This window comes from Wolbachia endosymbiont of Tetranychus urticae, from assembly GCF_046529255.1.
GTDB lineage: Bacteria > Pseudomonadota > Alphaproteobacteria > Rickettsiales > Anaplasmataceae > Wolbachia.
On record NZ_CP114181.1, the window covers coordinates 454980 to 477425 of the forward strand.

The window sequence follows — 22446 nt, forward strand, 5'->3', positions numbered from 1 at the left end:
GCACCTAAAAATATCGAAATTATATACCTACCACCATACTCACCTGAACTCAATCCTGTTGAGAGGTTTTGGTTATATATAAAACAGAACATTTTACGCAATAAAATCTACGATACAATTGTTCTGCTTGAATGCGCTTTGTGTAAATTTATTACCTCTCTTTCCCCTTCCACGGTTAAACAACTCTGCTATGCTTCTTATTTGGTTCATTAATAATGAGAATTGGTATTATTATTTCTTTTTTTGAAGTTATTGAAGGTTTACCAAATATTGCACCAAGTGTTGGTATAAAAACCAAAGCCATAATTAGCAATCCAGTTAAAGTTAGAATTATTGTAATTGGTATGCACTGCATAAATTTACCGATTGTATCGGGCCAGAGTAACAGAGGGAAAAACACTGCTAATTTAGTCAATGTTGATGATAAAACTGGATAGAACATATCATGAACTGATACCAATTCCCACTATATAAAGAACAGATAGACAATAATGGGAAAGAAGTGATACTAGAGTAGATAAAATAGAGAGGTATAAATGGCATTAAGGTCAAAACTGTTAGACGAAAAAGTTGTAAATTTGGCGAAAGAAATGTTAAAAAAGGTCAGAAATAACGCATATGTTTCAAAAAAGTTACAAGCGGTGATAGCAGGAAAAGAAAGTAGTATAAGCGCTGTGGCAAGAATATGTAAAATTTTAAGGACTGCTTTGACTGAATGGATAAAGCATCTAAAATTTGGTAGAGTAGAAAAATTATTTTCCCCTTCTCAGCGGCGAAGAAAAAGCAAATTAAACAAAAATCAACGTGAGCAAATTGAAATATGGGTAGAAAGAAATCCAAATATTACTATTAAGGAAGTGCAAATAAAAATCTCAGAGGAATTTGGCCTAAACATTAGCAAATCAACAGTGCATCGTGAGATACAAAGGATGAAGTTTTCTTATATAACACCGAGGCCAATTCACCATAAACAAGATAAAAACAAGCAAGAAGAGTTTAAAAAATACTTCAATAAAATAGTCAATTCCCACCCTGAAAAGGAGGTATTTTTTTGATGAATCACGATTTGGAACTCATTCAAAAATCGGACACGGATGGTTTAAAAAAGGGGTCAGAACGCAGGTTAAAATGAAAATTGGTAGACAAAATTTCTATATCTACAGTGCGGTAAATCCAAGAAGTGGTAAGAAAATTAGCCTACTTGCTCCATATGTAAACACTGATTGTATGAATATATTTCTGGAGCAGATGTCGAAAGATTTAGGCACGAAAAAAGCCTTTCTTGTAATGGATTGTGCAGGCTGGCATAGATCAAAAAGTTTGAAAATTCAGAAAAACATTACCATTATATACTTGCCTCCTTATTCACCAGAACTGAATCCTGTTGAGAGGTTGTGGCAATATATCAAACACAATACTTTACGCAACAGAGTCTACGATACCATAGGCTTACTTGAAGATGTTCTGTGTAGTTTTATTGTCAGTATTTCCAGTGCTACTATTAAACGAGTTTGTAATGTTTCTTATTTGTTCGATTAGTAATGTAATTTGGTATTAGATGTTTGCTATTTATTCTTAAGCTCATTTTAACAGCATTTTGCTTTTTTTAGTATGTAGGGGGTTTCTAGGAATTATCCTACTGAATTCTATGATATTATTTTTTGTAACATTGTTATACATTATAATGCACCCATTTGTCTAGACCATTTTTTTCAAAGTGATCCGATTTTTAAAATGAATATGTTGATAAATACGTCGACACATATTTAAAGTATTTATGAATATATTCATTTACTGTTTGTGATAATAGAGATCAGCAGGAACTTTATAATGTAGAGTCTGATGTCGCCTTCTATAGTTATACCAAGCAACAAAATCGTTTATTATAAGATTCAAATCTCTGATACTATTTGGTCTATAATAATATATAGCTTCTTGCTTTAAAGTTCTCCATAAGCGCTCAACAAATATATTGTCGAAGCAACGTCCTTTATGGTCCATACTGATTTTAATATTAGCACGCTCTAATTCCATAATAAAGTTGTAGCTAGTAAACTGCATCCCTTGATCACTATTAAAAATCTCAGGTTTACCTTGTTTTAGAGCTTCTTTGAGAGTATAAACGCTAATTCTGGATTAAGGAAGGAAGAAAGTATAGGAAATGGAAGGCTTTTTGGATTTCAAGGAATAGGAAATGAGAGTAGAAAAGATGTGAACCAAGAAATTAACGGGAGATCTATGGCGAGTATGTTCAATTTCAAGTCTATTTTTGAGGTAGCCAAAAATCGTCTCAATGATCGACCTTTTTCTCAGCAAAATCTTTTCATGTAGTGAAATTAATGCGTTTTTCATCCCCTTTTTCACCTTGGTAACAAGTTTCAAACCGCGGTTAAACAACTCTTGGAAAAGCTCTTTTTTAATATAGCCTTTATCACCAAACAAAAGACCGGTTAATTTCTTAGTTAGGTTTGCTACAGGCTCTCTATCGTCAACATTACCTCTTGTAAGCGTAAAAGCTTGAATTTCACCTTTCTCGTTAATTATCAAATGTAGTTTAAAGCCGAAAAACCAGCCATATGTACTCTTGCTTAATTTTGCAATTCCAGCAAAAACCTTATTTCTTGATATTCTTTTTGCATGGCAAACTGCAATAGGAGTTGTATCTATGTATGAGATTCCAGTAAGTTCTGACCATCCGCAAAGGCACTGTAATAGCATGGCTAAATGCCACAAAACCCTGGGCTTTAGAGCAACAAACCTAGTGTATGAAGGCAACTTCGAAAACTCTGTTTGTAGAGCAATGTTAGGTAATGCAGGTAGAAAGCCTTAAAATTTTCACAGGGAGATTGCTGATACAGGAGGATTATTGTGATAATTTCCGAATGTGTAATTTCTGGCACTCTTGTGGGTTTTTTACCGTTTGGCAGTAGTTTATCTGCAAAATTTTTCTCTATATCTCTGCAAAAATCATCGACCAGACAAAACAGTTTTGTTATATCTTCCATGGGTAACCTCATCTATTTTTTTTCTATTTGTTGAGTTTACCCTACTCTCCTGACTTTTCTATTCTCTTTTTAATCCAGAATTAGCGTTAAAAGTACGCAGAAACTATCTGCTGCAGACTTGCTATTACGGTATGGGAATGTAAATAATGATGTGAGGAAAGTGCTAGAATGGCCAATTACCTCAAAGGAGTTTAATGGGTTAGGGTTTAACAGGTAGTTGCTATATCAAACTCTCCATCTTATATTGAGGATCAGATGCAATCCCATACACTCTATCTGGCGGAGCAATTTTGTTCTCTATACCAAAAACTATACCTTCAATTATTGCTGTAAGTACTTTTTCAAGGTTACAATCTGCTCCAGGAACGCGGTGCTCTAGGCGGCATCTTTTGGAATCGTTGCCAAAATAGGGGATTCTTATTGCAGCAGTTCTGTTATTCACTCCCCAACTAATCGTCGTTGGAGTATGAATATCTGGGTACTGAAATCTTAAATATGAATCATCATTTGGAGCAAAAAACAACATATGTTTTTTCATCATTGCACATAATCCACCTATGCTGTGAATCAGGTGTTCACTATATTTTTGCTTCTTGCCATAAAATAAGTTATTATTATTTGAATCCATGAGGCTAACATGTACATTTAGTGCGCTGCCTGCTCTATCCAAATAAGGTTTTGCTTTAAAAGAAACATTACCATCGAACTCTTGTGCTGTTCCAATCAGTAATTGTTTTGCCAACTCAAAATGCATAATTAAATTATCAGAGCTCGTATAACAGTCACTTTTTATTTCATATTGGTTTAAAGAACTCTCTTTCTCACAAAAAAATCCAAGAGAAGCTATTTTATTTTTGATGCTATTCAGAAATAAATATTCTTTTTTTATTCCCTCAGTGTAAAACTCCAGTTCAATACCGAATACAGTATTATGACTCAAATTACTTAATATAATCACAAATTTACTTCAATAAATTTATACTAAATAAGCTATATTTATACAAGTACTTTACTTATTTATCAGTAAATTTAATATCTTATTTATACATAATATATTACTATTTTTTAATAACATACTTCTAATCCTCGGTACAAGCGACATTTACAAATTGATTGTTTTTATTTCAAAAAAATGATCAATTTTAGTACTTTTATACTCTTTACAACTTATCAAAAAATCCTCATAATTTTAGGTATGTATTAAGTAGTGTTAGCTTTTTATCTTACAGTAAGCTATTGATTATCTTGCATCTTTCTGATTATTGTTCTTTCTTGGTGTGGTATATGAACTTAACTAACCCTAAGGTTTCTACTATGTTTTTTGATCAGATTATTACAGTAACGGACCACAATGTTACTTGGGAAAAAATCCAAAATTATCTCCATAATCTCTATGGAGAGGCAACATATAACAGCTGGCTGAGTTCACTAAGATTTATCAGCAACAGAAATGGAGAAGTTTTGTTGTCTGTACCAACAAGATTTATAAAGGAGTGGATTACAGTTCACTACATGGAAAAAATATTGTCATTATGGCAAAGCGAAGATCAAAGTGTATGTTCTATTGATATTCAATTAATTGAAGAAAGCAATTCAAATTCTAATACGGTACTAAAAAATAGAGAGGAAAATAATCATAATCTTGGTTCACCACTAGATACCAGATTCACTTTTGATAATTTTGTGGTAGGAAAGTCAAATGAGTTAGCATTTACAGCGGCAAAGCGTGTAGCGGAATCTATAGATCCAATATCAGGAAGCAACCCTTTATTTCTATATGGTGGAGTGGGACTTGGTAAAACACATTTAATGCATGCTATAGCTTGGGACATAGTCAATTCTCCGTCAGCAAAAAGAAAAGTGGTATATTTATCAGCAGAGAAATTTATGTATCAATATATTACGGCGCTGCGGAGCAAAGATATTATGTTATTTAAAGAGCAATTTAGATCAGTAGATGTATTGATGGTAGATGATGTGCAATTTATCAGTGGTAAAGATAGTACACAAGAAGAATTTTTTCACACTTTCAATGCATTGATAGATCAAAATAAACAATTGGTTATATCAGCTGATAGGTCTCCTAGTGATCTTGATGGAGTAGAAGAAAGAATAAAATCACGACTTGGTTGGGGATTAGTTGCAGATATTAATGAAACAACTTTTGAATTAAGACTTGGTATATTGCAGGCGAAAGTGGAACGAATGAATATGTATGTTCCAAAGGATGTCCTAGAATTTTTGGCAAGGAATATAAAATCCAATATAAGAGAACTAGAAGGAGCATTAAATAAGGTTGCTCATACCTCTTTAATTGGAAGAAGCATGACAGTAGAATCAGCTAGTGAGACCCTAATTGATCTTCTTAGGTCAAATCATAGGTCAATCACAATAGAAGAAATACAGAAAAAAATAGCTGAATTTTTCAATATAAAGATTGCAGATATGCAATCTAATAGAAGGCTCCGCAGTCTTGCGAGGCCGAGACAAATAGCTATGTATTTCGCAAAGAAGTTTACGCAAAAAAGTTTACCAGATATTGGAAGAAATTTTGGTGGTAGAGATCATGCTACTGTTATACACGCAGTCAAACAAGTGGAAAATTTCATAAGAACTGACCCAAAATTTGCTGATGAAATCAATCGATTAAAAAAGATGTTTAAGTAGCACTTTATTAATGACAACCAGGCTGTTTTCATTTTTTTGATCAAATATCTTTTTCAAGTAGATTAAGTAAATCAAAGATCATTATTAGTATAAGCTAAGAGAAAATAGCTAGTCGATTGCTTAAAAAGTATATAAAATCACAATTTAAGTAGGAAATATGGCAATTAGACTTATTCCAGATAATCTTGATATAAGATTTAGTAAATATAGAAATTTGACAGCACTTGTTAGCGTTATTCTTATCATTCTTTCAATGCTTACTTTTATGCTGCGTGGAATGAATTTGGGTATAGACTTTACAGGTGGAATTTTGATAGAGATAAAATCTTCAAGCAAGGATGATGCTATTCTCGGTATATTAAAAGAGAGTGGATTCACGATACAGAGTTCAAAAGCTGGTGATAACTTAGTTGTGCGGTTTAAAGATGAGGGAGATGAAGATAAAATTAAAAAGGTTAAAAGTATATTAGAAAGCAAATTAGGTAATTTAGTAACTTATCGTAAAATAGATTATGTTGGTCCACAAATAGGCTCAACGCAGATATTTGAAGGGATATCAGCCATATTAATTGCAATTATTGGAATATTTTTTTATGTTTGGCTTAGATTTAACTGGCAGTGTGGACTTGGTGGAATAATGGCACTGATCCATGATGTGATTTTAACTCTTGGCTTTATCAGCTTAACGAGTATTGAGTTTAATATTTCATCAGTTGCAGCTCTACTTACCGTGATTGGCTATTCAATCAATAATTCAGTGGTTATATACGATCGGATTCGAGAGTATAAAAAAAATAGAAAAGATGTAGAAATGGATGAAATAGTTGATGCTAGCATTAATTCTACACTATTTCGTACTATGTTAACTTCAGGTACTACTCTTCTTGCTGCTCTTCCTTTAGTGCTGATTTGTACAGGTGTCGTCAGAGACTTCTGCTTAATCATTTCTTTTGGCATTGCAATCGGCACCTGTTCCGCAATATTTATCTCTGCTCCTATATTGACCTGCAGAGCGTTCATAAGTAGAGTATAGGACGTTTAACTACGATATAATATTAGCTTATTATCCCTAATAGTGAAATGAAAATATCTCAAAAAGCTCATACCAAGTAATGAATGGGACATAGAGTGAGTATTAACACTAGCGTGTACATCATTAATTAAAAAATTTCCTATTTTAACTTGAGGGATGTGAACAACACCAGCTTTTATTTGACCTTTTGCAGTTTCATATATTTTAAAGTCTTGAATGTTTTGTAAGTTAATACCAGCATGTAACGCATCTTTTTGCGATAGAACAATATCAGTTGCTCCGGTATCAAGCAAAAACGTTATAGTACGATCATTGACTTGAGCTTGAATATAAAAGTGTCCATCGTATGACTTTGTAAATTCAATACTTCCGCCATTTTGAACCCTTCCTTTGTACGGTAGAAAAGTGCTCAGAAACCTATTGCTTAGTTTATCCCCTTGTGAATCAATAAACATTGCAGTAATGACTATTATCAGTAGCCAAATAACTAGATTTTTTGCTGCATTCATATTATTAAAATTTGAAGCCATAAGAGTAAATTTTTAAGATTAGCGTTAAAAGCTATTATTAAAAATAAGTAAATTTTATTGTTTTAGTACAATATTTAATATATACTTTAAGGAGGTATGTTCGATTTAATTTCATGTCAGAAGCAAAAAATTTAATTTTAGCAACAATTCTTTCTATATTGATTATAGTATTATGGCATATTATGTATGATAATTTTCTTAACACGAGCCAAAGCCAACCATCGATTGAAAATATTGAACATATCGAATCTTCTAACGACCTTGCTCCTATGATATACCAAAATCGTTCTGAAATTATTAGGTCTACTAGAGAACAGAGAGTTAATTTAACCAATAACATGCTTGAAGGATCAATTTCTCTGAAAGGTGCAAGGTTTGATGACTTAATCCTAACTAACTACCACTTAGAACCGAGTTCTTCTTCTCCACAAGTGGTGTTACTGTCACCTGCAGAATCAAAAGATGTATATTTCGCAGAATTTGGGTGGCTCGATCCGAATGAAAAGATTAAAGTTCCAGATTCTAAAACAGTGTGGCAAGCAGATAAACTCAATCAAAAAGAGGTCAATTTATTTTGGGATAATGAAAATGGCATTTTATTTAGAATGAAAATTAGCCTTGACGATAACTACATGTTTAAAGTTGAGCAAATTATTGAAAACAATACAAAAGATAATGTAGTTTTAGTTCCCTATGGTAAAATCAATCGTAAGCGTGATAATATTAACGAATCCTATTGGATATCACATGAAGGAGTACTAGGTGCATTTAACAATAAGCTAGAGGAGTGGACATATAAGGATATTTCTAAGAAGCGTTTAATAAAGGCAAGCACGAGTGAAAAAAATTGGTTTGGTTTTGCTGATAAATACTGGCTTACAGCCATCATACCTGAGAAATCAGATAAAATAAATGTGAGCATTAAACACACGAATGTTAATAACATTGATAAGTTTCAAGCAGATTTTGTTAGACCTTACACACACATACTCCCTGGTACAAGTACTTCTACTCTGAACTACTTTTTTGCTGGGGCAAAGAAATTGAATTTACTTGATTCTTATAAAGACACTCTCAATATACCTTTGTTTGATAAGGCTGTAGATTTTGGTGTTCTTTATTTTATAACCAAGCCGGTGTTTTTACTGCTTGAATATTTTAACTTTGTTTTGAAAAATTTTGGCTTAGCAATATTATTGCTAACTTTAGTAATCAAACTTTTGATGCTTCCCTTATCTAATAGATCATATATTTCGATGTTCAAGGTGAAAAGCCTGCAGCCTGAATTAACTCGTATAAAAGAGTTGTATAAAAATAACAGCTTAAAGCAGCACAAAGAGACAATTGCGTTGTTCAAGAGAAACAATGTAAATCCAATTTCGAGCATTTTCCCTATGCTCATACAAATACCAGTATTTTTTGCTCTGTATAAAGTATTATTTGTTACTATAGAGATGAGACACGCCCCTTTTTATTTATGGATTAAGGATCTTTCAGCTTCTGATCCAACAAACATTTTTACATTATTTGGGTTGTTTAATTATAACTTTCCTATTTCTATAGGCATTTTACCTATAATTTTCGGCGCTACCATGATAATTCAGCAGAAGCTAAGTGAGAACGATCAAACCAGTAAAGATGATATTCAAGTAAATGTTATGAAGTTTTTACCTTACATTTCTGTCTTTATTTTTTCTTCTTTTCCTGCCGGCCTGGTAATATATTGGATATTTAGTAATATTATAACTCTGGTTCAACAATCATTAATAAAGTTACTTTTAACAAGAAAAGTAGGAATGAATGTCGAAAATACTAATAGTTAATTCAGTTTATTATACTGAAATAGCAAACCTTTTGCTTGAGGGTGCAACTGATAAATTCAAAGGAAATAATATTGGTTACGAGATAATTAAAGCGCCTGGTACGTTTGAGGTACCAGCTGCAATTCTTTTTGCGGTCAAAGGCAAGAATACTAATTATGATGGTTATTTAGCTCTTGGATGTGTAATTCGTGGTGAAACTGATCATTATAAATACGTTTGTAAAGGAGTAATCGAAGGCTTAAATGCAATTGTTATGCATCATGCAATACCTCTTGGTATGGGAATAATCACAGCAGATAGTAAAGATAAAGCACTAATTAGAGCTGACAAAAATAAAAAGAACGTTGGTGGCCATGCAGCCTCAACTGTTTTGCATATGATAGATCTACACAATAAATTAAAATAATGGAGGAAAAACCAGTAGATAAAAAGTGGCGCATAAAAAGAAGTACGGCAAGATTTCTTGCTGTACAAATTGCTTATTCAAATATTTTTGTAAGTTACAACAAAAGCACTTTTAAATTGGAAAATTGTGAGCTTAAGGACTACATAAGTACGTTGAAAGATATATTTGGATGTGAAGAATTTGAACATCAGTTCTTAGAAAACTTGTTATGTAAGGTTATAAAAAGCAGTGAAGAATATGATAAAATAATAGAGTCTTATTTACACCCAAGCTGGTCACTTTCACGATTAAATCTTATAAGCTTATCTATTTTGCGTATTGCGGTATGTGAGTTAATTGATTTTGATACACCAGCACCAATTGTTATTAATGAATATACTAACATTGCATCTGATTTACTTGATGCTCCAAACAAAATTGGCTTTATTAATGGGTTGTTAGATAAGGTAAAGGATGCAGTCAGACTAAATAAAAATCCTTAGTAACTTCTCGTAAGGTATTCGGTTTGGTAAGTATGGATTTTGCGTTATAGAATGAAACACTTTTGGTAAAGAAAACTGGATCCCAGTGTCAAGCACTGGGATGACACCACTTTTGCTTCGATATTTACACATTAGTCATGCATCTGAACGGATACTTTGAGACAGCTTCTATAATAAGCTTAAGTAACCTAACACTAAAAAGTGAAGGGCAGACTTATTTAGTCTGCCTCTTTTATACTTGATCTTTTAATGATCTTCCTTCCTCTTGTCGTTGTTCAGCTTCTGGTGATTTAACAGTTGAGCTTGGCACAAATTCGATGGTTATACCAATTCTCATTATTAATGAACCAAATAAGAAGCATAGCAGAGTTGTTTAACCGTGGAAGGGGAAAGAGAGGTAATAAATTTACACAAAGCGCATTCAAGCAGAACGATTGTATCGTAGATTTTATTGCGCAAAATGTTCTGTTTTATATATAACCAAAACCTCTCAACAGGATTGAGTTCAGGTGAGTATGGTGGTAGGTATATAATTTCGATATTTTTAACGCTAATTCTGGATTAAAAAGAAAATAGAAAAGTCAGGAGAGTAGGGTAAACTCAACAAATAGAAAAAAAATAGATGAGGTTACCCATGGAAGATATAACAAAACTGTTTTGTCTGGTCGATGATTTTTGCAGAGATATAGAGAAAAATTTTGCAGATAAACTACTGCCAAACGGTAAAAAACCCACAAGAGTGCCAGAAATTACACATTCGGAAATTATCACAATAATCCTCCTGTATCAGCAATCTCCCTGTGAAAATTTTAAGGCTTTCTACCTGCATTACCTAACATTGCTCTACAAATCAGAGTTTTCGAAGTTGCCTTCATACACTAGGTTTGTTGCTCTAAAGTCCAGGGTTTTGTGGCATTTAGCCATGCTATTACAGTGCCTTTGCGGATGGTCAGAACTTACTGGAATCTCATACATAGATACAACTCCTATTGCAGTTTGCCATGCAAAAAGAATATCAAGAAATAAGGTTTTTGCTGGAATTGCAAAATTAAGCAAGAGTACATATGGCTGGTTTTTCGGCTTTAAACTACATTTGATAATTAACGAGAAAGGTGAAATTCAAGCTTTTACGCTTACAAGAGGTAATGTTGACGATAGAGAGCCTGTAGCAAACCTAACTAAGAAATTAACCGGTCTTTTGTTTGGTGATAAAGGCTATATTAAAAAAGAGCTTTTCCAAGAGTTGTTTAACCGCGGTTTGAAACTTGTTACCAAGGTGAAAAAGGGGATGAAAAACGCATTAATTTCACTACATGAAAAGATTTTGCTGAGAAAAAGGTCGATCATTGAGACGATTTTTGGCTACCTCAAAAATAGACTTGAAATTGAACATACTCGCCATAGATCTCCCGTTAATTTCTTGGTTCACATCTTTTCTACTCTCATTTCCTATTCCTTGAAATCCAAAAAGCCTTCCATTTCCTATACTTTCTTCCTTCCTTAATCCAGAATTAGCGTTTGTAGCAGTAATGTAGTAACTGTTACTTCCTAAGCTAAAATCTATACGATACTCATCGGAGATAACACTGCCATCTTGATTCTTATCTTGGTTGTGTTTTTTGATATACTCAAAATCTTCATTTTCTACTTTCATAAATAGATCTCTTTCCTTACTTATAATAACAATGTTCAGAGTTTTAGACTCAGATATTTTATTGTTTTTGATGATGGAATATATTGCTAAACTAACCAGTGCAACAGCAACAAATGCTAAAACACTTATTCCAAGTGGTGTAGCTGCAAAAACTGCAATTGGCGCTAAAATCGAAGTTGAAGACACCCAATACGGTGTTGAAAGTGCTACTGCTGTGCCTATAACATACAGAGAAGTAAGCGCTGCAAGTGAAATGTTTGTTTTGTGACGGTGTTTTTTTTAAATTGACATAATTTCCTCTTAAAATAAGTTAATAATATATTAATATTATATATCAAAAAATCAATACGGTCAACTTACATATAATGAACTACCTACCGCTTGAGCCAAAGCCCCCTTCATTGCGGACGGTTTCTTCTGTGCAGAATTCTTCTCTGTCATCCCAAATTACCTGAGATACAGGAGTGATGAGGATTTGTGCGATTCTATCTCCTCTTTTTATTTCATATGGCTGATTACTTAGATTGATTAGGCAAACTTTAACTTCACCTCGATAATCGGAGTCTATAGTGCCCGGAGAATTTAAGACAGTGATTCCATGTTTTGCAGCAAGCCCAGAACGTGGGCGAACTTGTCCTTCAAAACCGTTTGGTATTGCAATCACAATGCCAGTTGGAATAAGTAACCTTTCAAGTGGATTTAAAATAATAGAGTCGTCCAATGCAGCATAAAGATCCATGCCAGCACTCTGCATAGTTGCATAACAGGGAAGAGGCAAGCTTTTGCCATGTGATAACTTTTTTACTTCTACTTTAATTTTATCTCTTTGCATTTTTATTCACCAGTTATGAAAATTTGATTGTAGCATGTAAATTATGCCTGTAAAAGATAAGAAAATTACTTGACAAATCTTTCAGCTTCCTTACTTTGAAATTCAAAGTGTTTTATTACCTTCAATCTGTTCAGATTAAACGACAAAAGTATTATACAGTTGGCGTCTTATAAATCTTTCCGCTATGTGCACTTTATGCCTTCACAATAATTTCTACCTAATATAAGCTGAAGCGGGCTTATAAAATGTTTAAATACAGTATAGAACGCCAATTTTAGGATGAGAGAGTAACAACTAACTAACGCTTTTGCCTTTTTTTATTAGTAAATTTCTTAACGTTTATATAGAGGGTGTCATTCCAGCACTTGATGCTGGAATCCAGCCTTTCTGCAATCTCATCGAAAACGTTGTACCACCTTTCTATGCTATAGTATTTTCTAAAATGAACGATAAATTTCCATTATGGTATTACCAACCAAAAGTTGTAAGTCTGTACATTTATACATTAGAGGTCTGAGGCGGCTTTTGATGGTATGCCAACAGTATTCTATGGGATTCAAATCTCACTTTTACCCACAACTTTGAGAGGTCATTATGCGAAGCATAACCATGCTTTCCCTGAGGTTTTCATAACCACGCCATAGAGTCATAGTTCCTGGTAAATTATCACTTTTTCTATTCATAAATCCACCTAATTTTCCTAACCAAATAATAGCTTGTTTTATGTTTGGAGGTTCTTCTGGCAATTTGGCTACTTTATGCTCACGTATGTAAAGGGTTTTCCACTCTTCATTACTTAAAACCTTAGTACAAACCTCCATAGGATTCGATAAAGCGATTTTTGTTAAATATAAAATATTAAATGCAATAATGCTCTTTATAGCGATTAATTTCTCTAATCTTTCTTTTGTAGCTAAACGAGAGCTTTCTACCTTACATCCTGATTTTAAAATCCTAAAATACTCCTCGATTTTCCATCTTAGCTTATACCAATTTATCCTTTCTATAGCATCTAAAGTGCTATTAACTGGTACATTAGTCAGCAAAGTCCAATCAATAGCTTCTACTCTTTCAGGAGGATTTGTTTCTTTGGCACTTACTACATATATAGCGATTTTATCACTTATTTTATGCTCTGTATCTTTCGATCCATAAATGTAAGGAGATCTGATAGGTATATAGCCTTTCATATACCTGACTTCAATGTTAGCTTTTCTTGAGATCTGGTATTTATTTTCAGCAACATTCAAGACAATTTCCTTTTTTACAGGCAGTTGAGTTATACGTGTTTGCAAATCCGTTTTTCCCCCTTCAATACAGATGAATTTCCTATTAGTTCGGTTGCGGATTACATAAAAACTGTCCAATGATTCAACAGTCCATAAAAACTTAAAAATATCTGCTTCCCTATCACCAATAGTAACAAGCTGTACACCTTCTGCGAGGTTATTTAGGGTTTCTTTTAGTGCCGCTATCCACTTATAGCTTTCTTTCTCCTTTATAGCAGTACGGTATTTCCTGTTTGCTTTTTCTTGGGCTGTTTCTTCCCTGATAGAACGTGCCCAACACTGTTGAGAAGATAGCCCTAAAGGTAATCCGTCTTTGTTAACCATTAAGTTACTGTGCAATAACAAACCCTTTTTATATTTTGTATAGGCTTTAGAAATACTACCTAGACCCTTAGTCTTTATATGAGAGTCAAAATCCAAATAACTTGTATCTTGAACTGAAAATACCAGCTCATTTCCTTTTATCCTTTCCATAGTTTCTTTATAATGGGAAGAATAAATTTCCTTAGCTTCAAGCTTCTCATTGCTAAATAATCTGTATGCACCTTTAGCTTCTTTCCATCCTACACAGCTTTGACTAATTGACCCAGACGCCTTATTCTCTATTAAATAGCTTGTTTTAATAAGTCTTGTATTAAGCCTTACATCTCCCAGATTAACATGTCTCAACTCTTTTTCTAGCCATTTATCTCCTAAGCCATCAGCACATTGTACATTTCTATTTACTTCACACATTTTTACCTCATCTTAAGTATATTTTTCTCTATCTTACTTGCTTTTTATACTTGTGGGTAAAAGTGAGATTTGAATCCCATAGAACACTGTTGGCATACCATCAAAAGCCGCCTCAGACCTCTAATGTATAAATGTACAGACTTACAACTTTTGGTTGGTAATACCATAATGGTAATTTATTATTCATTTTAGAAAATACTATAGTGAGTTGAAGGGTGAAACTGCGTTGAGTTTTGCAATTAGAAAATATTACGAATATAAAGGCATAGACGATCAAAAATCTGATGAAACCTTAAAATTTATAAGTTATTTAATAGAACAAAAAGCAAACTTAAATATCAAAAATTGTAATGAGATGGTCCCTTTAGATATTGCTATATTTCATAATTCTCCAAAGAGAGTAGAATTATTGATAAAAGCTGGTGCTGATCTTAATGTTGGAAGGGAAAAAGCAGAAGGTGTTTTAAAGTATGCAATTACTGAAGGGCATATAGATATAGGGAAAGCTACAATTCGATATATTTTGGAACATAACTCACGGTCAAATAAACTAGATCTTCTTAATAATCAAGAAGAGTTATCAGTCTACTGGGACGAATATAAAGCTCAAGTTAAAGAACTTCATGATATAGTGGAAGATAGAATTGACTTGACTGGTGACGGCTCTACCCGTCCTATAATGAGAACGGTGAGTGGCTTTTTAGATCATGAAAGTAGAAAAAATCTAGTAAAATCATCATTCATATCTAGTGCTGAGGCACCAGAAAATTTTTGTCCGAGAAAGCTGGCTGTTATAAGTGTAGCTGCAATAACCTGTGCTTTAGCGATATACTTTCTTGCTCCATTAATAATGGGTTCCTCTATTGGGGTTGGCACTCAATTGGCATTAGGAGCTGTAGGTGCAGTTGTAGGTGGTGGAATTGGAATCTTGACCAATGTGGCAATAGATCAATGCTACGTTAATTTAGCTGCTCAGAAAGCTGACTAAAATTAAAGCGTCATAGATTGCTAAAACTCCATGATTGTGTAGTAATATAATATTACTTTCCTCAAGCCTTTAGCTCCTCAAACACTTCACTTGCTCTATTTAAAACAGAGTCAGGAAAACCAGCAAGTTTTGCTACATGTATTCCATATGACTCATCTGCAATGCCTTCAATTACTTCATGTAAAAAGATGACTTCTCCTTTCCATTCTTTTATTTTCATACAAAAACATTTCACATTTTCTAAGTATTCACCTACTTTAGTTAATTCATGATAATGAGTTGCAAAAATGGCGCGGCACTTATTTACATTGTGAATATGTTCAATCACCGCCTGTGCAATAGATAATCCATCATATACCCCTGTGCCCCTACCAATTTCATCAAGTATCACCAAGGAACGGTCCGTTGCCTGATTTACTATCATTGCTGTTTCGATCATCTCTACCATGAAGGTAGAATAACCAGCTGTTATATTATCTGTTGCACCAACCCTGCTAAATATCTTGTCAATCACTCCTACATGCGCACTCTCTGCTGGCACAAATGACCCCATGTGAGCTAAAACTGCAATGAGAGCATTTTGCCTCAAGAAAGTGCTTTTTCCAGCCATATTAGGACCAGTAATTAGATGTATACCAGCTAAATTGATGCTATTTGCAATGAATTTATCGTTAACTTCAACCACTGGATGTCTTCCGCTACAGATATTGAACTCTTTGCTGTCATCAATGATGGGTTTTACGTAATTATTTTGCACTGCAAGCTCTGCAAACGCGGTTCTAATATCAAGTTTTGCCAAAGCATTTGCAGCAAGAGCAATTTTTTCAGATTCTTTAGCGACTTCACTACACAGTTCACTAAAAATTTTCATTTCTAAGCCGATTGCAGCATCACGTGCCGTAAGAATTTTATTTTCTAGTTCTTTCAACTCATTAGTAGTGTAGCGCATGCTATTTGCTAAGCTTTGTCTATGGATAAATATATCCGAAGTTATTTTGTGATTTGCCGACACTTCAACGTAATAACCGAGTATGTTGTTATGTAATATTTTAAGTGCGGCAATACCAGTTAGGTCGCGATAAGATTCACGGAGTTTGGTTATTAGTTTATTACTATTATTTAATATGTAGGATAACTCAGATAATTCTGAGTTGTATTTTGAGTGAATAAATCCTCCTTCTTTCACGGAACTGAGGTTATTATCAAGTATAGCACTATTTAACAGTTCAAATAGGTCTTTATGATTGCCAAGGCTTTTATGTATTGTGCTTAGTTCACTTTCGTCACTACTTATCACCTGAGTAGTAGACACTGGTTCCTTTTCTCTGGTCAAGCACTGGAATGACATCTGAGAGTTAATTTCTGATTTTTCACTTAAACAATAATTATGCAAGGTAGACAGAAACTCAGACAACTCTAAAGTTTTTCCTAGGCCTATTTTTAATAGGTTCATATCCTTTGGTGAACCACGCCCTAGTATTAAGCGCGATAAAGACCTCTCAATATCTGGAATGTTAGATAATATCTCTCGTATTTTTCTGCGTGGCTCATGATTATTTACAAAAAATTGAGCGGTGCTGAGCCTCAAATTAATTGCCTTAGAGCAAGCAAGGGGTGAAGCGAGCATTTGTTTGAGCAGGCGTCCACCAGAAGCTGTAACTGTGTGATCAATAACTGAAATTAGTGAACCTTTCTTTTCACCAAATTGAGTTGTAAACAACTCAAGATTTCTCCTTGCTGAAGCATCAATAAGCATGAAATTTTGTTGCTTATAGGTTTTTGGGAATTCAAGCCTTGGAATGGAGCCCCTTTGTGTTACTCTGACATATTCAAGCAGTGCACCGCACGCTATGATTTCTACTTTGCTGAAATTTCCTATACTCCCAAGTTCCCTGATTTTATAAAACTCGCATAACGTTCTGTGAGATTTACTATACTCAAAAAAACTCTGTGCGTGTTGTGTAATTGATATTTTATAATTTTTTAAAATCGATCTAATTTTTTCGTCCTCAATGAATTTTTCAGAAATTAATAATTCTCTTGGTGATATACGCAATAAATCACTATCTAGAGCCTTCAAACTTGTTAAAGTGTGAAAAAATTTTCCCGTCGATAATTCAAGCCAACTAATAGCATATTCGTCATTTTGTTCAACTATGGACGCGAGATAATTATTGCTTTTATCCTCCAGTAGCGAATCTTCTATAATTGTACCTGGAGTTACAACTCGTACTACATCACGTTTTACTATGGATTTATAGCCCCTCTTTTTTGCTTCATCAGCAGTTTCTAATTGGTCACAGATTGCTACTTTGAATCCTAAATCTATTAGCTTATGCAGGTAAGATTCACTACTGTGCGCTGGCACTCCACACATTGGTATTTCTTGCCCATTTGAATTGCCCCTCTTGGTTAGCACTATATTCAGCAATTTCGCAGCTTTAATAGCATCATCGAAAAACAACTCATAAAAATCTCCTAGCCTATAAAATAGCAGATGATCCTTGTATTGAGCTTTCAAATTTAAATATTGCTCCATTACAGGGGTATTTTTTTCTCTTATTAAGTTCATAATATTTTAAATATGTTAGCAGCAAACCGCTTACTCTGGTGTTGGTTATTTTATTATGGATCAATAATTTTTTTTAGCTATAGTACAAAAACAAATAGTTTGAGGTAGAATTATGGAATATGAACGGTTGTTAAAAATATTAAGGACAATAAGTGACTTAAATGAGAACAATATAATCGAAAGGGTAAAAGAGGAATTGGAAAAAGAAGATCCAGACACGTACAAAAAGTGGCAAGATAATGGATTTAACATAAATTATACATTCGATGATCAAAGTACATTGTTACATATAGCTGCTAGAAATGATCTTGTAAAGATAGCAGAGCTTTTAATAAAAAAAGGGGGTAATGTTAATACAGCAGATCAAGATGGATGGAATCCTTTACACTTTGCTGTTGCAAGTGGCAGTATAGGAGTGGTAGAGATTCTCATAGCAAACGGGGTTAATGTTAATGTAGCAGATCAAAATGGGTTTACTCCTTTGCATTGTGCTGCTCACAATGCAAATAAAGAGATAGTAGAACTCCTATTAGACAAGGGGGCTAATGTTGATGCAGTAAATCAAAATGGGTGTACTCCTTTGCATTGTGCTACTATCAATGGACATGAAGAAATAGTAGAACTCCTATTAGAGAAAAGGGCTAATGTTGACGTAGCGGATGAATACGGGCGTACTTCGTTATGCTGGGCTATTAGAAATGGCTATTCAGAAATAGCAAGAATTCTACTTGAAAACAAAGCAGATCCTTTATTGGGATATAAAAGTTTTAACACATTAAAGCTTTTAATTGAATGAATAAAAAATGATTTTAAGCACTCTAAGAAAGCAGAAGAAACACAGCAACAAGAAGATGATGAATATGAATTGATTAAATACTCGTTGCTACTTCGCAATGACTGCTCCTTAACGGATGTTGTCGAAAGAAGTGCATTTGGCAAGCTGATATCTACGTGGCTTGTTGACATGTCCAACTTAACAGAGAGTCAGAAGGAGTTGAATAAAAAATTCTTAAGTACTTTTAAAGACTTTCCACATGTTATACCAAATTCCATTACTAATCGAACAAATAAGAAACATTACAAACTCGTTTAATAGTAGCACTGGAAATACTGACAATAAAACTACACAGAACATCTTCAAGTAAGCCTATGGTATCGTAGACTCTGTTGCGTAAAGTATTGTGTTTGATATATTGCCACAACCTCTCAACAGGATTCAGTTCTGGTGAATAAGGAGGCAAGTATATAATGGTAATGTTTTTCTGAATTTTCAAACTTTTTGATCTATGCCAGCCTGCACAATCCATTACAAGAAAGGCTTTTTTCGTGCCTAAATCTTTCGACATCTGCTCCAGAAATATATTCATACAATCAGTGTTTACATATGGAGCAAGTAGGCTAATTTTCTTACCACTTCTTGGATTTACCGCACTGTAGATATAGAAATTTTGTCTACCAATTTTCATTTTAACCTGCGTTCTGACCCCTTTTTTAAACCATCCGTGTCCGATTTTTGAATGAGTTCCAAATCGTGATTCATCAAAAAAATACCTCCTTTTCAGGGTGGGAATTGACTATTTTATTGAAGTATTTTTTAAACTCTTCTTGCTTGTTTTTATCTTGTTTATGGTGAATTGGCCTCGGTGTTATATAAGAAAACTTCATCCTTTGTATCTCACGATGCACTGTTGATTTGCTAATGTTTAGGCCAAATTCCTCTGAGATTTTTATTTGCACTTCCTTAATAGTAATATTTGGATTTCTTTCTACCCATATTTCAATTTGCTCACGTTGATTTTTGTTTAATTTGCTTTTTCTTCGCCGCTGAGAAGGGGAAAATAATTTTTCTACTCTACCAAATTTTAGATGCTTTATCCATTCAGTCAAAGCAGTCCTTGAAATTTTACATATTCTTGCCACAGCGCTTATACTACTTTCTTTTCCTGCTATCACCGCTTGTAACTTTTTTGAAACATATGCGTTATTTCTGACCTTTTTTAACATTTCTTTCGCCAAATTTACAACTTTTTCGTCTAACAGTTTTGACCTTAATGCCATTTATACCTCTCTATTTTATCTACTCTAGTATCACTTCTTTCCCATTATTGTCTATCTGTTCTTTACATAGTGGGAATTGGTATCAGTTCTTCATTAGAAAATATATCTTTATTTCCTGTTGTACAACAGAACACAGAGAAAATTCGCTAGCGAGGTTAGTGTTGCTTAGCTTAAGTTTAAATTGCCAAAAAAATGCAAACTTTATGATACTGAAGGAACTACTTTTTTGGTAGAAGGCAAAGCAGCAAGGAGCGAGCCAAAAGCGATAAGAAAGGATCCTAGCCAGATTATAGACATTCCAGGTTTATAGTGCACTTTAGCTGCGATTTTGCTCTTACTCTTATCAATCTCTCCAATTACAACATAAATATCAGAAAATAAATTGTGGTAGATACTGCTTTCAACATTTTTCTGACCTTCTGCAAGGTAAAATCTATATTCAGGAGTTACATCACCTATTACCTTACTATTAAGCAAATTCCTGATATCCATTGTACCTCTTACTGCATGGAAGTTTTTTTCTTTTATAAATTCAATGTTTCGTAAAGTGACTTTAAATTTATTGATTGTTATGCTGTCTCCTATTCCCAAGTAGTTTTCTTTTTTTTCCTGCCAACCTACTGAGCAGGCTATACCAAGCACAAGGATTGCCAATCCAGCATGAGCAAGCATCATTGCATAGTAGGACTTAGAAACTCTTCTTGCTAATAAAATTGATTCACCAAATATTACCTTAAATAAACAAATTCTTTTACTATATGCTTCTAAAACAAAGATTAATAATGCTATGGAGATGGTAATTGATAGCACAATCATTAGCTCCATGTGAAAGATAAACGGCAAAATAGCTGCAGCACTACAAAATGAAAATCTATATTCACGGAATATTGGCAATAGACTATTTCCCTGCCAACTGCAGTATTGCCCTATCATGGTGAGCACTAGAATAGCTAGTGCAATAGAGTTAAATAAAGAATTGTAATATGGTGCTCCAACTGAAATTAATTCACCGGTTAAATACTCAAGCACTGTAGGGTATAAAGTGCCAACGAACACGATGAAAAAGGCAGTGATAAATAATAGATTGTTCATCAGCATCATCGTAAGGCGTGAAAAGAATCTTCTACCCTCTGTCACTTGAGTAGCAGATTTCTTTTCAGATTCCAATATCGAATACTGGAAAGATGTGTGATTCTTTCTCGTAAACACTACAAATATTACTAAGCTACTGACTGTAATTACACCAAGTAGAGCTAATATATATAGTCCATACCTTGAGTCATCTGCAAACGTGTGCACTGAGGTGAGTATTCCTGAGCGGACTAGAAATGTTCCAGTTACACTCAATATAAAAGTTGTAAGCGTAAGTAAAATAGCGAAATTCCTTAAAGTATTGAAATTTCGTACAACAAGCAACAAATGTGTCAGTGCCACTGCAATTAGCCACGGCATCAAAGAAACGTTTTCCACTGGATCCCAGAACCAAAATCCACCCCAACCGAGTTCACGATATGCCCACCAGCTACCCAAGCTGATGCCCAAAGTGAGCAGCGACCAAGAAATAAGTACCCAAGGCCTGACAATTTTAGCCCAAACATTTCCTTCAGTATTTAAAATTAATCCAGCTATAGAGAGCGAAAAAGGAACGCTAAATCCAAGGTACCCCAAATATAATATCGGTGGATGAATAGCAAGGCCTATATCCTGCAATATCGGATTAAAACCAAGACCATCTGTTTCGATGCCTGGCATTTTAGTGAAGGGGTTTGATTCAAGTAAAGTGAACAGTAAAAAACAAAAGCAAATCAGCCCATGAGTGATAAGAGATATTTTTTTTAATTTACTACCACTAGTTCGTTCTGGTGTCATTCCAGTGCTTGACACTGGAATCCAGTTTTTATTACACTGCCATTTGATGTACTCATTTGCAATTAAATTGTCTGGATCCCAGTTTCTGGGCACTGGGATGACAGAAGGTATATAAATATACATTAGTAATAAATACATGACAAGCACTAAGGTCCAAAGCAACATAGACCCTTCTTTATTTCCCCAAACACCACAAATCTTATAGATCAAAGGTTTTGTTGTGTGTGAGTGGTAATATACGTTTTCAAGTGAGAAATCATTTTTAATGTGGCAGTAGATCAAAATAGCCATTGATGCTGACACACAAAAAAATATGGCAGAGGAGACGAATCGGTAAGAACTAAACGGTAGAAACAAATACGTTAAAGATAACAAACAGGCTACCAACAACAATATATTCCCAAATTCAGGCATAAGATTCATATAATGATACTACTAATAATAAATTGGGAGTTAAAGTTTTAATATAGGAACAAAGTTAATCTTCAATTATATTAATAGTA

Annotated in this window: 18 protein-coding genes and 4 pseudogenes; 11 read left to right on the forward strand and 11 right to left on the reverse strand. The window is 33.9% G+C overall.

The features are described 5' to 3' along the window. Positions 1 to 3 precede the first annotated feature (3 nt). Positions 4 to 213 (forward strand): annotated as a pseudogene (locus tag O1Q06_RS02555) (transposase); the annotation flags it as partial. Here the strand turns inward: O1Q06_RS02555 and O1Q06_RS02560 are convergent. After that, positions 176 to 442, reverse strand: a complete 267-nt coding sequence (locus O1Q06_RS02560; protein WP_410543131.1) for a hypothetical protein — start codon at positions 440 to 442, stop codon at positions 176 to 178. The pseudogene O1Q06_RS02555 and the gene O1Q06_RS02560 sit on opposite strands and share 38 nt — an antisense overlap. 94 nt (positions 443 to 536) lie before the next feature. Here O1Q06_RS02560 and O1Q06_RS02565 point away from each other — a divergent pair. Next, positions 537 to 1539 (forward strand): IS630-like element ISWpi10 family transposase gene (locus O1Q06_RS02565; RefSeq protein WP_410542931.1). Its coding sequence is split into 2 segments (ribosomal slippage): positions 537 to 1046 and positions 1048 to 1539, totalling 1002 coding nucleotides; the frame shifts between segments, so codons are not numbered across the junction. Positions 1540 to 1791: 252 nt separating this feature from the next. Here O1Q06_RS02565 and O1Q06_RS02570 read toward each other — a convergent pair. The 3 genes and pseudogenes from O1Q06_RS02570 to O1Q06_RS02580 form a co-directional block, all read right to left on the reverse strand. Then, positions 1792 to 2124 (reverse strand): annotated as a pseudogene (locus tag O1Q06_RS02570) (transposase); the annotation flags it as partial. A gap of 12 nt (positions 2125 to 2136) precedes the next feature. Beyond that, positions 2137 to 3005 (reverse strand): annotated as a pseudogene (locus O1Q06_RS02575) (IS982 family transposase). Positions 3006 to 3225: 220 nt separating this feature from the next. Further along, positions 3226 to 3963, reverse strand: coding sequence for a glutamine synthetase (locus tag O1Q06_RS02580; RefSeq protein WP_410542932.1), 738 nt, complete (start codon positions 3961 to 3963; stop codon positions 3226 to 3228). Positions 3964 to 4289: 326 nt separating this feature from the next. Between O1Q06_RS02580 and dnaA the strand changes: the two genes are divergently transcribed. Together dnaA and secF are read left to right on the forward strand one after the other, a co-directional pair. Further along, positions 4290 to 5672, forward strand: coding sequence for a chromosomal replication initiator protein DnaA (gene dnaA, locus O1Q06_RS02585; RefSeq protein WP_410542933.1), 1383 nt, complete (start codon positions 4290 to 4292; stop codon positions 5670 to 5672). 157 nt (positions 5673 to 5829) lie between these two features. Further along, positions 5830 to 6705, forward strand: a complete 876-nt coding sequence (gene secF / locus O1Q06_RS02590; protein WP_410542934.1) for a protein translocase subunit SecF — start codon at positions 5830 to 5832, stop codon at positions 6703 to 6705. 5 nt (positions 6706 to 6710) lie between these two features. Here secF and O1Q06_RS02595 read toward each other — a convergent pair whose 3' ends face one another. Beyond that, positions 6711 to 7235: a TIGR02281 family clan AA aspartic protease gene (locus O1Q06_RS02595; protein WP_410542935.1), complete on the reverse strand. Its 525-nt coding sequence runs from the start codon at positions 7233 to 7235 to the stop codon at positions 6711 to 6713. A gap of 113 nt (positions 7236 to 7348) precedes the next feature. Here O1Q06_RS02595 and yidC point away from each other — a divergent pair, with 113 nt between their 5' ends. The 3 genes from yidC to nusB are packed head-to-tail and all read left to right on the forward strand — an operon-like array spanning position 7349 to position 9946. After that, positions 7349 to 9058, forward strand: coding sequence for a membrane protein insertase YidC (yidC, locus tag O1Q06_RS02600; RefSeq protein WP_410542936.1), 1710 nt, complete (start codon positions 7349 to 7351; stop codon positions 9056 to 9058). Next, on the forward strand, positions 9036 to 9464 hold the full coding sequence (locus O1Q06_RS02605) for a 6,7-dimethyl-8-ribityllumazine synthase (protein ID WP_410542937.1): 429 nt from the start codon (positions 9036 to 9038) through the stop codon (positions 9462 to 9464). The genes yidC and O1Q06_RS02605 overlap by 23 nt, the downstream gene beginning before the upstream one ends. Beyond that, positions 9464 to 9946 (forward strand): transcription antitermination factor NusB, encoded by a 483-nt coding sequence (nusB, locus tag O1Q06_RS02610; RefSeq protein ID WP_410542938.1) that lies wholly within the window; start codon positions 9464 to 9466, stop codon positions 9944 to 9946. The genes O1Q06_RS02605 and nusB overlap by 1 nt, the downstream gene beginning before the upstream one ends. A 339-nt stretch (positions 9947 to 10285) precedes the next feature. On the opposite strand, the pseudogene O1Q06_RS02615 reads toward nusB, so the two are convergent. After that, a pseudogene (locus O1Q06_RS02615) lies at positions 10286 to 10492 on the reverse strand (transposase); the annotation flags it as partial. Between the two features lie 88 nt (positions 10493 to 10580). Here O1Q06_RS02615 and O1Q06_RS02620 point away from each other — a divergent pair. Both O1Q06_RS02620 and O1Q06_RS02625 read left to right on the forward strand, forming a co-directional pair. Next, the gene (locus O1Q06_RS02620; RefSeq protein ID WP_410542661.1) at positions 10581 to 11450 is read left to right on the forward strand and encodes an IS982 family transposase; all 870 of its coding nucleotides are present in this window, start codon (positions 10581 to 10583) and stop codon (positions 11448 to 11450) included. A gap of 181 nt (positions 11451 to 11631) precedes the next feature. Further along, entirely contained in the window at positions 11632 to 11868 is a 237-nt protein-coding gene (locus O1Q06_RS02625; RefSeq protein WP_410542939.1) for a hypothetical protein, read from the forward strand. A gap of 102 nt (positions 11869 to 11970) precedes the next feature. Here the strand turns inward: O1Q06_RS02625 and dut are convergent, their stop codons facing one another. Together dut and O1Q06_RS02635 are read right to left on the reverse strand one after the other, a co-directional pair. Beyond that, the gene (dut, locus tag O1Q06_RS02630) at positions 11971 to 12432 is read right to left on the reverse strand and encodes a dUTP diphosphatase (protein WP_265031032.1); all 462 of its coding nucleotides are present in this window, start codon (positions 12430 to 12432) and stop codon (positions 11971 to 11973) included. Between the two features lie 569 nt (positions 12433 to 13001). Next, positions 13002 to 14456, reverse strand: coding sequence for an IS4 family transposase (locus tag O1Q06_RS02635; protein ID WP_410542423.1), 1455 nt, complete (start codon positions 14454 to 14456; stop codon positions 13002 to 13004). A 208-nt stretch (positions 14457 to 14664) separates the two neighbouring features. On the opposite strand from O1Q06_RS02635, the gene O1Q06_RS02640 reads away from it, so the two are divergent. Continuing rightward, complete coding sequence (locus tag O1Q06_RS02640; RefSeq protein WP_410542940.1) at positions 14665 to 15444, forward strand: ankyrin repeat domain-containing protein; 780 nt, start codon at positions 14665 to 14667, stop codon at positions 15442 to 15444. A gap of 61 nt (positions 15445 to 15505) precedes the next feature. Here the strand turns inward: O1Q06_RS02640 and mutS are convergent, their stop codons facing one another. Beyond that, a complete protein-coding gene (gene mutS, locus O1Q06_RS02645; RefSeq protein WP_410542941.1) occupies positions 15506 to 18016 on the reverse strand; it encodes a DNA mismatch repair protein MutS in 2511 nt (836 codons plus the stop codon). A gap of 112 nt (positions 18017 to 18128) precedes the next feature. On the opposite strand from mutS, the gene O1Q06_RS02650 reads away from it, so the two are divergent. Beyond that, complete coding sequence (locus O1Q06_RS02650; protein ID WP_410542942.1) at positions 18129 to 18812, forward strand: ankyrin repeat domain-containing protein; 684 nt, start codon at positions 18129 to 18131, stop codon at positions 18810 to 18812. 259 nt (positions 18813 to 19071) lie between these two features. Here O1Q06_RS02650 and O1Q06_RS02655 read toward each other — a convergent pair. Together O1Q06_RS02655 and O1Q06_RS02660 are read right to left on the reverse strand one after the other, a co-directional pair. Then, positions 19072 to 20074, reverse strand: a protein-coding gene (locus O1Q06_RS02655; RefSeq protein WP_410542208.1) for an IS630-like element ISWpi10 family transposase whose coding sequence is annotated in 2 segments (ribosomal slippage) — positions 19072 to 19563 and positions 19565 to 20074 — 1002 coding nt in all. Because the reading frame shifts where the segments join, the coding sequence is not laid out codon by codon here. 201 nt (positions 20075 to 20275) lie between these two features. After that, the gene (locus O1Q06_RS02660) at positions 20276 to 22366 is read right to left on the reverse strand and encodes a heme lyase CcmF/NrfE family subunit (RefSeq protein WP_410542943.1); all 2091 of its coding nucleotides are present in this window, start codon (positions 22364 to 22366) and stop codon (positions 20276 to 20278) included. Positions 22367 to 22446: the final 80 nt, after the last annotated feature.